Consider the following 16444-nt stretch of genomic DNA (forward strand, 5'->3'; position numbering starts at 1 on the left):
TCACAATGATGCATATCGATGCGGCGTGGCGAGGCTTTCATCGGCACCCGCGCTCTAGAGATCAGCCTACCACCGAATTCATCTCGAAACCCCGTAGCAGAGAACCCGCGGACTCGTGTCGAGCGAGCAGGATTTCCGAATCGTTGATTCGGAATTTCAGGGAAACCGCACAACCAGATCTATCACGAGATATCACCGAGCGAGCAAACACTCTCCGCGCTGCGGAGAGAATCGCCTTTCGGCTACGCTACGCCGTTAACCACTTACGCAACGCCTCCCAGGCCCTCAACTTCTCGGCATAAGGCACGGCCGCATAAGCCGGACTGCTCGACGGCAGCTTGATGAGGTCCAGCGACGGGCGGCTTTCCGCCAACGCCTGCATCCCGATTTTCGCCGCCGTGCCTCCGTTGAACGCAACAGCAGCAAGGTTCGGCAACGCGGCCACGAGCGCGGCAACGTCATTCGTCGCATGATCTCGAATGCGGCTATCGAGACTTCCCTCGCGCTTCGCCTTCGCAATCACATCCCAGAGGCCGACTCGATGATCGAGCAGCGCCTGCAATCGCGCCTCGTACTCCATCCCCGGCAGCGCCACGCCAATCACATCCCCCATCAAATGCCAAAACCGATTCTGCCGATGCGCGTAGTACTGCCCCTGCGCGAGCGATACCTCACCCGGCAGACTACCGAGCACGAGTACGCGGGTCGCGTCATCAACCACCGGAGCAAATGAGCGCTTGAACGTCACGACATCGATGGATCGAGCAACGCTGAGCGCGACCGCCGCCCGAGGCATTCCCAAAGCGCCGGCAGCATGCACTCGGTCACCATCAGCGGTGCGTCCTGACGCATGAATACGGAACGACGCGCGACAAGCGCGTGCGGCGCCGGACCGGCAATCGCTCGGCAAGCCAGCGTGAAAAGCGGATGGCGGCCAGTGAGCCGCGCGCTCGCGAGCGCCGAGCGCGAAACGTCGCGATCGCTGTACAAGAGCTCGGCAAGCGGGCGCGTACGCAACCGGCGCATCGATTGCCATATACCGCGGCTGGCAGCGAGCGGCGCGATGCTGTGCGCCACGACGAACGGCACGCCGCCCACTTCGAGCACGACCTCACGCACCCACACCGGCGAACGCGGCGCAATGCCGAGCGCGGCGTGCTCGTCAGGCCACGCTTGCGCAACCGTTTCGCGCGTGACGCGTACGGCGACCTCGCCAAGCGTGCGCAAATGCGCGGTCAGAGAACCGCCGCGCGTCAACCAGTCCTTCTGATCGGGCGAGCATATCGGGCGCGGCGCGAGCCCCCACCGGGCGCCCGCGGCGCGCGACCGAAGCAAGCGCTGCACTGCCTCCGGCATCACCGCGCAAGCAAGAGCGCGTTAGTGCGCTTCACGAAGCTCGCCGGATCCTCCAGCGCGCCCCCCTCCGCCAGCACAGCCTGATCGAACAGCAGATGACACCAATCGCCGAAATCCGCATGCTCGGTCGAAAGCTGCTTCACGAGCGCGTGCTCGGGGTTGACCTCGAGGATCGGATGAAACTCCGGGGCTTGCTGTCCCGCCGCCTTCAGCATGCGCTGAAGGTAGCCGCTCATCTCGCCCTCGTCGGCGACGAGACACGTAGGCGAATCGGTCAGACGGAACGTCAGCCGGACATCCTTCGCCTTGTCCTTGAGCACTTCTTTCATCCTCTCGACGAGCGGCTTCATCGTCTCGCTCAAAGCCTCGTGCGCCTTTTTCTCCTCGTCGTTGAATGCATCGAGGTCCAAATCGCCACGCGCAACGCTCACGAGCGGCTTGCCCTCGAACTCCGTGAAATAGGCCAGCGCCCACTCGTCGACGCGATCCGACAGCAACAGCACTTCGATGCCCTTCTTGCGGAACACTTCGAGATGCGGACTGTTCTTCGCGGCCTGCCAGCTCTCGGCGCTGACGTAATAGATCTTCGACTGGTCGGGCTTCATCCGCGAGACATACTCGGCAAGCGAAACGGTCTGTTCCGCCGAATCCGTGTGCGTCGTGGCAAAGCGCAGCAGCTTGGCGATGCGCTCGCGGTTCGCGAAGTCCTCGCCGAGGCCTTCCTTCAGCACCTGGCCGAATTCCTTCCAGAACGTAGCGTATTTCGCCTTGCCTTCCTCGGTCTCGGCGTTCGCGAGCTCCTCGAGCATCGAGAGGACGCGCTTGGTCACGCCCTCGCGAATCGAACGCACGTCCCGGCTTTCCTGAAGAATTTCACGCGATACGTTGAGCGGCAGATCGCTCGAATCGACGACGCCCTTGATGAAGCGCAGATACGACGGCACCAACTGTTCGGCGTCGTCCATGATGAACACGCGCTTCACATAGAGCTTCAGGCCGCCGCGACGCTCGCGGTTCCAGAGATCGAACGGCGCGTGCGACGGCACGTAAAGCAGCTGCGTGTACTCGCTGCGCCCCTCGACCCGGTTGTGCGTCCATGCGAGCGGGTCCTGATGATCGTGCGAGAGATGCTGATAGAACTGCGTGTATTGCTCGTCGGTGATCTCGCTTTTGGGCCGGCTCCAGAGCGCGCTGGCCTGGTTCACGGTCTCGTCCTCGTCCTTCTCGACCGTCTCGCCCTTTTCCGAATCCCACTCCTCCTTTTTCATGAGGATCGGCAGCGCCACGTGGTCGGAATACTTGCGGATGATCGAGCGCAGACGGTGGCCGGACAGCAATTCATCCTCACCTTCGCGCAAGTGAAGCGTGATCGTCGTGCCGCGCGCGGGGCGCTCGATCGTTTCGACCGAGAAATCGCCCTCGCCCGCGCTCGTCCAGCGCACACCCTCCGCGGCCGGCAGCCCCGCGCGGCGCGTCTCGACCGTTATCTTGTCGGCAACGATGAAGCCCGAATAGAAACCGACACCGAACTGGCCGATGAGCGCCGCGTCTTTTTGCTGATCGCCCGAGAGGTTCGCAAAGAATTCCTTCGTCCCCGAGCGGGCGATCGTGCCGAGGTGCGAGATCGCCTCGTCGCGGCTCATGCCGATCCCGTTATCGTCGATCGTGATCGTCCTCGCCGTCTTGTCGAACGACACGCGAATGCGCAGATTCGGATCGTCCTCGAAAAGACCGCTGTTCGCGATCGCCTCGAAGCGCAGCTTGTCGGCCGCATCCGACGCATTCGAAATCAGCTCGCGCAGAAAGATTTCCTTGTTGCTGTACAGCGAATGGATCATCAACTGCAGGAGCTGCTTCACTTCCGCCTGGAAGCTCATGGTTTCTTGTGCCATGCTCTCGATTCCCTATTTCTCGTCAGTAACGGTTGGACACTCATCGGCTGCGGGCCACACGCGCAGCAAGGCGCATTCCCCGGCGCGCACCGCGGCAACGCCAGGCGGTGCTGGCAATTCGCCGCGAACGGCCGCTCAAATGGGGGCGGCCTGTGCCGTTTTCAAGACCCTGGCCGGGCGTCGGCCGTCCAGGTAGCCGGACAGAAAACCCGGCAGCGCGGGATCGCCGCAATTGGCTACGTTAAAACGCATCCAGGTCGTCGGCGATTGATGCGGCGAAAAAAGACTACCCGGCGCAAGCAAAAACCCCACCTCCTGCCCCGCCGCGGCCAGCGCATCGGAATCGACTCCGGTGTCCGCCCACAGGAACATGCCGGCCGCCGGCATCGTGAACAGCGAGAGGCCGGCGGCTTCGAGCATCCGCGCGCACTTGTCGCGCACGCCGTCGAGCCGCCCGCGAAGACGCTCGACATGCCGGCGGTAGTGCCCCTCGGTCAGTATTTTGTAAAGCAAACGCTCGTTGAGCTCGGGCGTGGCCATCCCGACGAGCAGTTTTTGATCGGCGAGCGTTTGCGAGAGATCGGCCGATGAAGCAATGAATCCGACGCGAAGATTGCCCGTCAGCGTCTTCGAAAAGCTGCCGAGATAGATGACGCGCCTCAATTGATCGAGGCTCGCCAGCCGCGTCGCCGGATAGCTCGGCGGACACAGATCGCCGTAGACGTCGTCCTCGACGACGATGAAATCGTACGCCTCCGCGAGCCGCAGAATGCGAAACGCCTGAGCCGGTGTCAGCGACGTCCCGGTGGGGTTGTGCAGCACCGAATTGATGACCAGCATCTTCGGCCGCCAGGTGGCGACGAGCGTTTCCAGCGCATCGATATCGGGTCCGTTCGGCGTGTAGGGCATCCCGATGAGCCGCGCGCCTTGCGAGGCAAAGCGCCCGAACATCTGGAACCAGGCCGGATCGCCCACGATCACCGGGTCGCCCGGTTGGATATAGACGCGCGCGATGAGATCGATCGCCTGCGTAATCCCCGATACGAGGACGATCTGCTCGGGCGCCGCGCCGATTTCGAGTTCCTCGAGACGCGTCTGCAATTGCTGGCGCAGCGGCAAGAAGCCTTGCGCCGTGCCGTTGCCGAGCCATTGCGTCGGGCTTTGGCGGCCGAGCGTGCGCAACGCCCCCGCCATGAGTTCGCCGTCCAGCCAGCGAGTCGGCAAGTACCCGAGCCCCGGGCCTTTTTCCGGCGTGCTGGTTTGCACGGTAACGCGCAGCAGCCAGGCGACATCGATCGGGCTGGGCGGCCGCGCTTCCCGCAACGTGGTGCCGGATTGCTGGCGCTGGAAATCGGGCGTTCCAGACGAACGCTCCCGCACATAGAAGCCCGAGCCTCGCCGCGATTCGAGATATCCCTGCGCCACGAGCCGCTCGTACGCCTCCACGACGGTAAAGCGCGACACGCCCTTGTCCTGAGCCAGCTTGCGGATCGACGGCATGCGCATGCCGGGGCGGAACACGCGCTCCTCGACACGTCGACGCGCCCATTGAACCAGCTGTTCGACGAGCGTGAGCTGCGAGGCGCCGTGCGGCGCGGGGATGAGATCGAGAGGGACGGACATGGCGGGATCCGAACTGTACAGAAAAGTATCGAAGCGATTGTACCGTTACTGTGCAGGCCACGCCGATTAAAGTGAAGCACAATCCGTTTTTTCGGCTGTCGAACCGTCCGTCGCTATCGCGCACCGTTTCCGCATGATGTCTGCCACCGCACTCGAACTCGACCACCTGATCGTCGCAGCCCGCACCCTCGAGGACGGCGCGCGCCACGTCGCCGAAACGCTCGGCGTCGAACCGGTCGCCGGCGGCGCCCACGCACGGATGGGCACGCATAACAGGCTGCTGGGCCTTTTCGGCACGGTGTATCTCGAAGTCATCGCTGTCGATCCCGAGGCGCAACGCCGCAGCGAACCGGCGAACGAGCGGCGTCCCCGCTGGTTCTCGCTCGACGACGACGCGATGAAGGCTCGTCTCGAGGCGGGCCCGTTTCTCGCCCATTGGGCCGTGCGCGTCGTTCGTCCGAAAGATCTCGGGCGCTGGCAAGCGCAATACCCGTCGAGAATCGCGCCCGTCATGCCGATGTCCCGCGGCGAGCTCACCTGGCGGCTGACGGTCCCCGATGACGGCAGCTTTCCCAGTTGGCAAGGCGCGGGCGACGGCGTGCTGCCGACTTTGATCCAGTGGGACACCACCGCGCATCCGGCCGGTCGGCTACCCGCCACCGACCTCGCGCTGCGTGCGCTCAAGGCGCGGCATCCGCGCCCGGCGCCGATCCGGGAGCAACTGGCATGGCTGGGCGTCGGCCACTTGATCGAACTCGACGACGCGCCGGCTGACGCGCCAGCACTCGCGGCCGAAATCGAAACACCCGCCGGCACGCGCCTGCTGCGTTGAGCGACACGCTCGCGGCGCCGAGCAGCGCACGCCGGGCGCTGCGGCGAGAGCGGCAATAGATGCACCCGATGCAATCGACAAAATCGACTCAGGAATCCCGTCCTCAATGAACACCCGCGAATCGAATGGCATGCTGCTCGGCCTCGTCGGCGTCATCGTCTTCAGCCTGACGCTGCCGATGACCCGCATCGTCGTGCAGGAATTTCACCCCCTCCTGAACGGTCTCGGCCGCGCGCTCGCCGCAGCGGTGCCCGCCGGTGCGCTCCTCGCCTGGCGTCGCGAGCGGCTGCCCAATCGCGCCGAACTGCGCAGCCTGTTCATCGTGGCGCTCGGCGTCATCGTCGCATTTCCGGTGTTTTCGGCGTGGGCGATGAAAAGCGTTCCCGCCTCGCACGGTGCGCTCGTCGGGGGCTTACAGCCGCTTTTCGTGGCGCTTTATGCGGCGTGGCTTTCGCATGAACGGCCCTCGCCCGCTTTCTGGGCCAGCGCGGCGCTCGGCAGCGCGCTCGTCGTCGCGTTCGCGCTCCATGCCGGCGGCGGGGCGCTGCGGGCCGGCGACGGGCTGATGCTCGTTGCCGTCGCCATCGGCGCGCTCGGCTATGCGGAAGGTGCCCGGCTCGCGCGCCACATGGGCGGTTGGCAGGTGATCTGCTGGGCGCTCGTCGTAGCGGCGCCGTTTCTCGTCATCCCCGTCGGCGGGCTGGCCTGGCGGCAACATCTGATACACCCGGCGCCTTTTGCGCTCGCGACCTGGCTCGCGTTCGGCTATGTCGCGCTCTTCTCCCAATTCATCGGCTTTTTCGCCTGGTATGCGGGACTCGCCATGGGCGGCACCGCACGCGTGGGCCAAGTGCAGTTGCTGCAGATCTTCTTTACGATCGCTTTCTCCGCGCTCTTTTTCGGCGAATCGGTGCAGCCGTCGACCTGGCTTTTCGCGGCCGCCGTCATCGCGACCGTGCTCGTGGGCCGCAAGGCCGCCGTACGGACGGCCGCGCCGCGAGCACGCGCCGGGCTGCGACTGGAGCGATAATCGCGTCTTTTGCCGCGCGAGTCCGTCGAGACGACGCATTCGCTCCGGCTTTGCGCCCCGCCATCGTGCGCCGCCCGATTGGCCCATTTTTTTCAAGCCCACTCATCGACCATTCCAAGGAGACTTTCATGGACCACAGCGATATGCCGCAACGCGACTGGCAGCTTTCCGAGCGAGCCCGCAAGCTGACGAGTTCGGCCATCCGCGAAATCCTGAAAGTCACCGAGCGGCCCGAGGTCATTTCGTTTGCGGGCGGCCTGCCGGCACCCGCCACCTTCCCGGCCGAGCGCATTCGCGAAGCGACCGATCGCGTGCTGCGCGAGGCGCCGGCCGCGGCACTGCAGTACAGCGCGACGGAAGGTTTCATGCCGCTGCGGGAGTGGGTCGCCGCGCGTCTGTCGACGAGCAATGCAACGATTCGTCCGTCGCAGGTACTGATCACGACGGGCTCTCAACAGGCGCTCGATCTGCTCGGCAAAGTGCTGATCGATCCGGCCAGCCCGATTCTCGTCGAAACTCCGACTTATCTCGGCGCGCTGCAGGCGTTCTCGCTTTACGAGCCCCACTGCGTGCAGGTACCGACCGACGATCACGGTCTCGTTCCGCAGAGCCTGACGCCGGCGCTCACGCAGGGCGCGCGCCTGCTCTACGCGCAACCGAACTTTCAGAATCCGACAGGCCGGCGCCTGCCGCTCGAGCGGCGCGTCGCGCTCGCCGAGTTCGCGCGCGCGAGCAAATTCCCCGTCATCGAGGACGATCCCTACGGCGCGCTCGATTACGCGGGTTCGCCCTTGCCGACGATGTTGTCGATGGCGCCCGATCACATCGTCTATTGCGGCACGTTCTCGAAGGTGCTCGCCCCCGGATTGCGGCTCGGCTACATCGTCGCGCCTGAAGACCTTCACTTCAAACTCGTGCAGGCCAAGCAGGCCACGGATCTCCATACGCCAACGCTCACTCAGCGCATCGTTCACGAAGTCGTGAAGGACGGCTACCTCGACGAGCAAATCCCGGCCGTGCGCGCGCTTTATCGCGATCAATGCGAGGCGATGCTGGCCTCACTCGCCCGGCACATGCCCGACGGCGTCAGCTGGAATCGTCCCGAAGGCGGCATGTTCATCTGGGTGACACTGCCCGCTGGCATCGATACCATGGCACTGCTCGAGCACGCCGTTGCCGCGAATGTCGCATTCGTGCCGGGCGCGCCGTTTTTCGCGGGCGACCCGCAACACCATACGTTGCGGCTGTCCTTCGTCACCGTCCCGCCCGCGCGCATCGACGAGGGCGTGGCGCGCCTGGCGGCGCTGATCCGGGAACGCATCTAGTCCGAGCTCGCTCGCTTGGCTCATTCAACTTTCCAGACTCTTCGAGGACACTTCTCATGGCACAACACAACGTCTACGACACGCTGAAGACACTGAACATCGAATTGCCGACAGCCGGCGCACCGGCCGCCGCCTATGTCATGTGCGCGCAAACGGGCAACACGGTCTACGTTTCCGGCCACATCGCGAAAAAGGACGGCAAACCGTGGGTCGGCAAGCTCGGCTCGAACATGGCGACCGAGGAAGGCAAGGCAGCCGCACGCTCGATCGCCATCGATCTGATCGCGACGCTGCATACGCACCTCGGCGACCTGAACCGCATCAAGCGCATCGTCAAGGTGATGAGCCTCGTCAACTCGACGCTCGAATTCACGGAGCAGCACATCGTCACCAACGGTGCGTCGGAACTCTTCGTCGAAGTGTTCGGCGAGGCGGGCAAGCACGCGCGTTCGGCATTCGGCGTCGCGCAAATTCCGACCGGCGCCTGCGTCGAAATCGAACTCGTCGCGGAGCTCGCATAACGCAAAGGAGGCCGTATGAGTGCGCGCCGCGTTCGCTTTAAACAGGTCGACGTCTTTTCGGATGTGCCGTTCAAGGGCAACGCGCTCGCCGTCGTATTCGATGCCGATGGGCTCGACGCCGACGAGATGCTGGCCATCGCCCGATGGACGAATCTCTCGGAAACGACGTTCCTGCTCGAGCCGACCGAACCCTCCGCCGACTACTACGTACGCATCTTCACGCCCGCGGGGGAGTTGCCGTTCGCCGGCCACCCCACCCTCGGCACCGCGCACGCGCTGGTGGAGAGCGGCTACGTCCCGCGTACCGCGGGCCGGCTCGTGCAGCAGTGCGGCGTGGGACTCGTCGAGATCGAAGATCGGGCGCCGGGCGTGCGAGCCTTCGCCGCCCCGCCCGCACGCATTACGCCGCTGCCGGAGACCGAGTTCGCGGCGCTGCGGGAAGCGCTCGGCACGAGGGAGGATGAGATCGATTTCACTCGCGTCCCACCGAGCGCCGTCGACAATGGCGTCCGGTGGCTGACCGTCGGGTTGACCTCACCGGAGCGCTGCGTGACCGTCAAGCTCAACCCGTCCGCGCTTTCTCATATCGTGCAACGCGCGGGCATGAAAGGGCTCACCCTCTATGCAGCCCATCCCGCGGGCGGTCCGGCATCCTACGAGATGCGCTGCATCGTCATGGACGACGAGCTTTCGATCTATGAGGATCCCGCCACCGGCAGTGCGAATGCGGGGCTGGCAAGCCTCTTCTCTTCGCGCGACGCGCGGCCCGGCGACCGTTACACGGTCCGGCAAGGCGTCGCGATCGGCCGGGCCGGCCGTGTCTTCGTCGATTACGACGATGCCCGAGGCAAGACATGGATCGGCGGGGCATCGACGACGGTCGTCGACGGCACGATTTCAGTGCGCTGACTATTCCCCTCCCCCGCGCCGGCGCCTGCCCGCCGGCCGCACAGCGCACCTCGTGGGCGCGCCCGGTCACCGCTTCCGAAAGCGGCCGGCGCGCACCCCAGAGCCAATCGGCTAAGCTCTGCGGAAATCATGCCTGGATAGTCAAACGTTTACCCGATTAACGGACGCTATCCTAATCCTGATCCATTCAGTAATATCCTCCTGACGACTGCCCACGAGGGTGCGACTTCCATTGATGACCTGACAGCGCCGCGGCCAAGCCCCGGGGCACGATGCTCGCCATGCAGCCAACCATGAACCTGTCGACCCTGCCAAACGGTGCCTGCAGTCCTTCGAGACTTCACGGCAAGTGATGAACTTTCCCTGGTTCCATTCAGCCCGTGACACCCGCGCGCGGCGCGATGCGGCCGGCTCGCGGCGGCGCGCGCTGATCGCGATTCCGGCGCTGGGTCTGCTCGTGCTCGTCTTGCTCTGGACGGTCATCTCGGCTCGCCTGTCCGTCGAACGCGATTCGACCTATCGGGAAGCGGCGGCGTGGGCGGCCATCCTGTCCGCCGCACTCGAACAGCATACGATCAAGGCCATTCACCAAGTCGACCAGATCACCCGGTTCGTCAAGTACGAGTTCGAAAAGAACCCCGATCGCTTCGAGTTGCGCAGCACTGTCGAAAAGGGCGTCGTTCAGAGCGACACACTCGTGCAGGTCGCGATCATCAACGAGCACGGTCTGCTCGTCGCCTCGACGGCGGAAGCCAATCCGGAGCCGATCGACCTGTCCGATCGCGAGCACTTCAAGGTGCACGAGCACGAGAACGACGATCAGCTCTATATCAGCACACCGGTGCTGGGCCGCGTGTCGCATCAGTGGACGCTGCAAATGACACGGCGCCTCAATCACCCCGACGGCTCGTTCGCGGGCGTGGTCGTGGTGTCCGAAAACCCCGGCTATTTCACGAGCGATTTCTATAACAACGCCGCCATCGGCAAAGACGGTGTCATTGCGGTGATCGCCGATAGCGGTGCGGTGCTGGCGCGCCGCACCGGTTCCAACACGAGTGCGCCGGGAACGTTTTCGGCAAGCGGCGTCTACCCGATTTCCGAACACGTCTCGGGGACGCAGATCGATCCGATCGACCGCGTGAAGCGCATTGTCTCGTACCGGCACATCGACGGCTATCCGATGGGCGTGCTCGTCGGGCTGTCCGAGGCCGAGGAGTTCGCGGACTACAACCATACGCGCAACGTCTATCTGCTGATGGCGGGTTTCATCTCGCTCGCGATGCTCGGCTTTTTCGCGGTGGCAACCGGACTCATCGGCAAACTGCTCGGGCGCGAACGCGAGATGACCCATCTCGTCGAATACGATTTGCTGACGGGCCTGCGCAACCGCTACGCCACGCTTCAAAGCCTGCGCCAGGATGTGAGCGATCCGAGCAATGTCGGCCGCCTGGCCATCCTCTTCATCGATCTCGATAACTTCAAGACGGTCAACGACACGCTCGGCCACAATGCCGGAGACATCGTGTTGCAGATGACCGCGGCCCGCCTGGCCGATACCGTTGGCGCCACGGGCGTGCTCTCGCGCATCGGCGGAGACGAGTTCGTCGTGATCGTCAAAGGCGGCGATGTCGAGCGGCAAGCGACACAACTGGCCGAAACGATGCGCGAAGTGTTCGAGCATCCGTTCGATGTGCGCGGCACGTCGTTCGTGCTTCACGCCAGTATCGGCATCGCGCTTTTCTCGGTGGGCAGCGAAAGCGAGATCGACCTGCTCAAGAAAGCCGATCTTGCCATGTATAGCGCCAAAGACGCCGGCAAGAACTGCTATCAGTTCTATGCGCCGCATCTCTCGCATCGTGCCGATCACCTGATGCAGTGGGAGCAGCAATTGCGCGTCGCGCTGACCGAACGGCAGCTGTTTCTCGTCTATCAGCCGAAAATCGATCTCGCGCGCCGCTGCATCACAGGGTTCGAAGCCCTCGTGCGCTGGAATCACCCGCAACAGGGCGTCATCGCCGCGAGCGAGTTCATTCCGGTCGCCGAATCCACCGGCCTCATCGTGCCGATCGGCGACTTCGTGATCCAGGAAGCCTGCAAACAACTGGCGATCTGGCAAAGCCAGGGCTACGAAACGCTCTCTCTCGCCGTCAACATTTCGGCTGTCCAGTTCTGGCGCGGCGACCTCTACGAAACCATCGCCCGCGCGATCGAGGAAACCGGCATTGCGGCGCAGCGGCTCGAACTGGAAATTACCGAGACAGCCATGATGGAGTATCCGGATCTCGTCTCGGAGAAGATCGCCGCCCTGAAAAAACGGCTCGGCGTCAGTATCGCCCTCGATGATTTCGGCACCGGTTACTCGTCGCTGTCCTATCTGAATCGCTTCTCGGTCGATACCCTCAAGGTCGATCGTTCGTTCGTGCAAGCCATCCCGGTCGACCGGAGCGTCTGCGTGATGGTATCGGCGATCGTCAACCTCGCGCGCTCGCTCGGTCTCACGGTCGTCGTCGAAGGCACCGAAACGGAAGAGCAGATCGCCTGGCTTTCGGCGCTGGGCAACATCCAGGCGCAAGGTTTTCTGTTCTCGCGCCCGGTGCCGGTGGACGGGATTCCGGCGCTGCTGGAACGCTTCGGCGTATGCGGCATGCGTGAGATCGTCGGCAGCCCCGGCCGTATTGCACCCAGCACGAGCACGAGCGGACAGTCCGCCTGATGGCGATGCCCGAGAACATAAACAGACCCTAGCCGCGCCCGGCCGGGCTGCGCCCATGAACGACGTACCAACGAAAGCGAGATCCGCGCCGCATACGCCGCCGGCAGCACCCCAGCCCGGCGACAGACGAGCGACCGATGCGCCGCCAGCCGCGCGCGAGCCGCTCTGGACGCTCTTTCGAGTCGTCCTCGTGCTCTCGGCGCTTTCCTGGGGTGGCCTTGCGCTGATGGCGCAACTCGAACTCTATTACGTCGAACGCGAGCGGCGCTTCACGCGGCTCGCTTTTTCCGATCTGATCGCGCTCTCCTGGATGGTCCCCGGTGCCGTCGGCTGCAACGTAGCCGTGCAAGTCGGCCACGCGCTGCGCGGAGCCGCCGGTGCCTGGGTGGCTGGCATCGCAGCGGTGCTACCGTTCTTCTGCACGATGACGGCATTCGCGATCTTCTACGATTCGCCGTTCATCCGCTCGATGGCGTCGCCCGAGCTGATCGACCATTTCGCCGTCGTGCTCGGCAGCCTCATCGCCATTACCTGGTACCGGCAGCTGCGTGCGGTCGTCCATACGCGGCTGCAATGGCTGGCGGCGGCCGGAGCCTGCGCCATTTTGCTGCTCACGCAGCGGGCGAGCGCATTCGTGCTGTTGCTGGCGATCGCCTTCATGGCGGGCTGGATCCAAAGTCCGACCCGCGGCGAACGCCTCGCCATTGCGTTCGACCGCAGCGACAAGATTCTGGTCCCCATCCTCGTGTCCCTGGTCGTCCTCTTCGCGCTACCGCTGCCGTTGTCGCCGCAATACCAGCTCGCACTGCTCTGGCCGCGGCTCGCAGGCGCCGCAATGACGCTGTTCGGCGGCGGTTTTTCCGCGCTGCCGGTGCTGAAAACGCTGTTCGTCGCAGCGCCGCTCGGCGTGACGATGCGCGACTTCACACTGGCGTTCGCGCTCTCGCCGGTCTCACCCGGGCCACTACTCAACGTCATTCCGTTTCTGGGCTATCTCACGTACGGCAGCATCGGTGCCGTCGCGGGGACGGTCGCCTTTTTCGTACCGTCAGGGCTCCTGATCATATTCGCAAGGCGTCATCTGCAACGGCTCGAGATGCATGCGCGCTTCGAGCACGGCATGCGCGTGCTGCGCGCCGCCGCCACTTCCTTTCTCATCGTGGCCGTGGTGCACGTCGCGGAGCACGTGCCGCTTCGGTTTTCCTATGTCGGCACGGCAGTCTTCGCTTTCGTGTGCCTCGGGCGCCTCAAGCTGCCGGTGTACGCCGTCTATGCGATGGTGGCACTGACCTACGCCATCGCGATGTTCGTCGCACATCGATGAAGCGTACGGACGACCCGCCCTCTACGCTCGTTACTGCGATCAGAAACCGCGCGAGTAGACAGCGATAGCGATCGTCACGATCCCCAATACGAGATTGGCGATTACGAGACGCCGCATGATCTCGACGGCGCGAGCGCCGTCCGGCCACTTTTGCGCTTGTACCGCGCGCACGATGCGCGGGAAAACGGCAAAGCGTAAATGTCCGAAGATCATCATCATGACGACCCCGAGCGCGGCCATGGCATGCAGCGGCCATGGCGCCTTACCTCCACCGAATCGGACGAGCAGGAAGCCGCCCGAAACCAGAATCAACAGCACGGCCACGCCGACCCAGTCGAGAAACCGCCCGAACACGGCCCCGATCAGCGGCAGGCGCAATTGCGGCGATATGTCCGAGAGCGACGGGCGCAGGCAAAACTGCGCGAATATCATCCCCCCAATCCACACCGCCACGGCCGTCAAATGCAGGAACAACGCAACGTCCATGGCAATCGACATGACACCATTCTCCTAAAGTTAGCAGCCCGAACCGTTTGCCGGTCGCACAGGCCGAAGTGTCATCGCGTCACGCGAGCGCCGGGCGCAAGCCAGCGACCTTCGCCCGCGTATCGGGCGCACGGCCCCGGCGGGCCCGTTTGCCGACATGCGGCGCAAGCGATGCGCCGGCCAGAATCTCCTCGACCGGTTTGCCGCCGCGACCCGTACCGATGAGCACGACGCCGGCCGCCGCAATCGCCAGTGCCTGCACGAGGGTTTCGTTGTCGTCGAGCATCATGAGCGTGACGCCTCGTCCGCCCCCCGAGAGGGTCTTCATCTCGTCGAAAGGAAAAACGAGCAACCTTCCCGCGCTCGACAGACAGGCGACTTGACGCGCATCGGGCAGCACCGGCATCGGCGCGAGCGGCACCGCGCCCGCATCGATCGTCATGAACGACTTGCCCGCCTTTTGGCGGCTGACCATATCGCCCACCTTGGCAACGAAGCCGAATCCGTTGTTCGATGCGAGCAACAGCGCCTGCTCCGGATTCGCGGCGTAATAATGCAAAAGCCGCGTGCCCGCTTCCAGTTCGATCAGCGAAGTGACGGGCACGCCGTCGCCACGCCCACCCGGCAGCATCGCGACGGCCACCGAATAGACGCGGCCCGAGCTGCCCCAGGCGATCAACGTATCTGGAGTGCGGCACTGGAAGGCGGCATACAGGCCGTCGCCGTCCTTGAACGAGAAGCCCGCGGGATCGAGCCCGTGGCCTTTCAGCGCGCGCACCCAGCCGCGTTGCGAGACGACGACCGTGACCGGTTCGTCGACGACGCGGGCCTCGAACGTCGCGCGCTTTTCCTGCTGGATCAGCGTGCGGCGCTCGTCGCCGTACTGCTTCGCGTCGGCCTCGATTTCCTTGATGATCTGCCGCTTCATCGACGATTCGTTGGCAAGCAGTTCCTCGAGTTTCGCTTTCTCGTCGCGCAGCGCCTCGAGCTCTTTTTCGATCTTGATCTTTTCGAGCCGTGCGAGCTGGCGCAGGCGAATCTCGAGGATGTCGTCAGCCTGCCGCTCGGACAGACCGAACGCAGCGATGAGTGCCTGCTTCGGCTCATCCGCCTCGCGAATGATACGAATCACCTCGTCGATGTTGAGGAAGACGATCATCCGCCCTTGGAGGATATGGATACGATCGTCGACCTTGGCCAAGCGGTGCCGCGTGCGGCGTGTGACCGTGGCGAACCGGAAAGCGACCCACTCGCGCAGAATGTCGAGCAGCCCCTTTTGGCGCGGGCGGCCGTCCGCGCCGATCATCACGAGGTTGAGCGGCGCATTCGATTCGAGGCTCGTATGAGCGAGCAGCGAATGGATGAACTCTGTCTGGTCGATGCGGCTCGTCTTCGGTTCGAACACGAGCCGCACGGGCGCATCCTTGCCCGATTCGTCGCGCACGGCGTCGACCAGGGCGAGCAGCGTCTGCTTCGTTTGCAATTGCTCGGGCGTGAGGGTTTTCTTGCCCAGCTTCACCTTGGGATTGGTGAGCTCCTCGATTTCCTCGAGCACTTTCTGTCCCGATGTATTCGGCGGCAGTTCGGTGACGACGAGCTGCCATTGCCCGCGCGCAAGCTCTTCGATCTTCCAGCGCGCCCTGACTTTCAGGCTGCCGCGACCCGCTTCATAGGCGGCCGCGATTTCGGCATCGCTCGAAATGATTTGTCCGCCGCCGGGAAAATCCGGACCCGGCACGAGCTCCATCAGTTCGGCGTGCGAAATGTTGGGACGCCGAATCATCGTCACAGCCGCTGCCGCCACCTCGCGCAGGTTATGCGACGGAATTTCCGTGGCAAGACCGACCGCAATCCCGGATGCGCCGTTGAGCAGCAGGAACGGCAGCCGCGCCGGCAGGATTTTGGGCTCCTGGAACGAGCCGTCGTAGTTCGGCATGAAATCGACGGTACCTTCGTCGATCTCATCGAGCAAAAGCCGGGCGATCGGTGTCAGGCGTGCTTCGGTGTAACGCATGGCCGCCGCGCCGTCGCCGTCGCGCGAGCCGAAGTTGCCCTGACCGTCGATGAGCGGATAGCGCATCGAGAAATCCTGGGCAAGGCGAACGAGCGCGTCATATGCCGACTGGTCGCCATGCGGGTGATATTTGCCGAGCACATCGCCGACGACGCGCGCCGACTTCACGGGCTTCGCATCGGCGGCGAGGCCCATCTCGTTCATCGCGTAAAGGATGCGCCGCTGCACGGGCTTTTGGCCATCGCTCACGTCGGGCAAGGCACGCCCCTTGACGACGCTCACCGCGTAATCGAGGTAGGCGCGCTCGGCATAATGGCCGAGCGTCAGGGATTCGCCGTCTGGCGGCACAACGGCCGGGGCGAAAAGGTCGTCTTGTTGAGCCATTGAAAATGGTGTCCGTATTCAGAATTCGAGCGGGG

At 64.2% G+C, this 16444-nt stretch carries 13 protein-coding genes; 7 read left to right on the forward strand and 6 right to left on the reverse strand.

Annotated features, from left to right (window positions below; genetic code table 11):
- Positions 1-247: 247 nt before the first annotated feature.
- The 4 genes from ACO1XS_RS06170 to ACO1XS_RS06185 form a co-directional block, all read right to left on the reverse strand.
- Positions 248-748, reverse strand: coding sequence for a DNA-deoxyinosine glycosylase (locus tag ACO1XS_RS06170; protein WP_440563876.1), 501 nt, complete (start codon positions 746-748; stop codon positions 248-250).
- Complete coding sequence (locus ACO1XS_RS06175; protein WP_486390233.1) at positions 745-1356, reverse strand: chorismate--pyruvate lyase family protein; 612 nt, start codon at positions 1354-1356, stop codon at positions 745-747. The genes ACO1XS_RS06170 and ACO1XS_RS06175 overlap by 4 nt, the downstream gene beginning before the upstream one ends.
- A complete protein-coding gene (gene htpG, locus ACO1XS_RS06180; RefSeq protein ID WP_331572864.1) occupies positions 1356-3248 on the reverse strand; it encodes a molecular chaperone HtpG in 1893 nt (630 codons plus the stop codon). Before htpG ends, ACO1XS_RS06175 begins: the two co-directional genes overlap by 1 nt.
- 135 nt (positions 3249-3383) lie before the next feature.
- The gene (locus ACO1XS_RS06185; protein WP_331572862.1) at positions 3384-4871 is read right to left on the reverse strand and encodes an aminotransferase-like domain-containing protein; all 1488 of its coding nucleotides are present in this window, start codon (positions 4869-4871) and stop codon (positions 3384-3386) included.
- A gap of 136 nt (positions 4872-5007) precedes the next feature.
- Here ACO1XS_RS06185 and ACO1XS_RS06190 point away from each other — a divergent pair, with 136 nt between their 5' ends.
- The 7 genes from ACO1XS_RS06190 (at position 5008) to ACO1XS_RS06220 (ending at position 13525) form a co-directional block, all read left to right on the forward strand.
- Entirely contained in the window at positions 5008-5703 is a 696-nt protein-coding gene (locus ACO1XS_RS06190) for a VOC family protein (RefSeq protein WP_331572871.1), read from the forward strand.
- A 106-nt stretch (positions 5704-5809) separates the two neighbouring features.
- The gene (locus ACO1XS_RS06195) at positions 5810-6733 is read left to right on the forward strand and encodes a DMT family transporter (protein WP_486390234.1); all 924 of its coding nucleotides are present in this window, start codon (positions 5810-5812) and stop codon (positions 6731-6733) included.
- A gap of 128 nt (positions 6734-6861) precedes the next feature.
- Complete coding sequence (locus ACO1XS_RS06200; protein ID WP_331572859.1) at positions 6862-8058, forward strand: aminotransferase-like domain-containing protein; 1197 nt, start codon at positions 6862-6864, stop codon at positions 8056-8058.
- 56 nt (positions 8059-8114) lie between these two features.
- Complete coding sequence (locus ACO1XS_RS06205) at positions 8115-8579, forward strand: RidA family protein (RefSeq protein WP_331572858.1); 465 nt, start codon at positions 8115-8117, stop codon at positions 8577-8579.
- Between the two features lie 15 nt (positions 8580-8594).
- Positions 8595-9488, forward strand: coding sequence for a PhzF family phenazine biosynthesis protein (locus ACO1XS_RS06210; RefSeq protein ID WP_331572857.1), 894 nt, complete (start codon positions 8595-8597; stop codon positions 9486-9488).
- A gap of 352 nt (positions 9489-9840) precedes the next feature.
- Positions 9841-12201 carry a bifunctional diguanylate cyclase/phosphodiesterase gene (locus ACO1XS_RS06215; RefSeq protein WP_486390235.1) on the forward strand — a complete coding sequence of 787 codons (2361 nt, stop codon included), beginning with the start codon at positions 9841-9843 and terminating at the stop codon, positions 12199-12201.
- 55 nt (positions 12202-12256) lie between these two features.
- A complete protein-coding gene (locus tag ACO1XS_RS06220) occupies positions 12257-13525 on the forward strand; it encodes a chromate transporter (RefSeq protein WP_331572855.1) in 1269 nt (422 codons plus the stop codon).
- Positions 13526-13564: 39 nt separating this feature from the next.
- Here the strand turns inward: ACO1XS_RS06220 and ACO1XS_RS06225 are convergent, their stop codons facing one another.
- The gene (locus ACO1XS_RS06225; RefSeq protein ID WP_331572853.1) at positions 13565-14023 is read right to left on the reverse strand and encodes a CopD family protein; all 459 of its coding nucleotides are present in this window, start codon (positions 14021-14023) and stop codon (positions 13565-13567) included.
- Positions 14024-14090: 67 nt separating this feature from the next.
- Complete coding sequence (parC, locus tag ACO1XS_RS06230; RefSeq protein ID WP_331572851.1) at positions 14091-16409, reverse strand: DNA topoisomerase IV subunit A; 2319 nt, start codon at positions 16407-16409, stop codon at positions 14091-14093.
- Positions 16410-16444: the final 35 nt, after the last annotated feature.

The sequence above is a fragment of the Trinickia sp. genome (assembly GCF_057351765.1).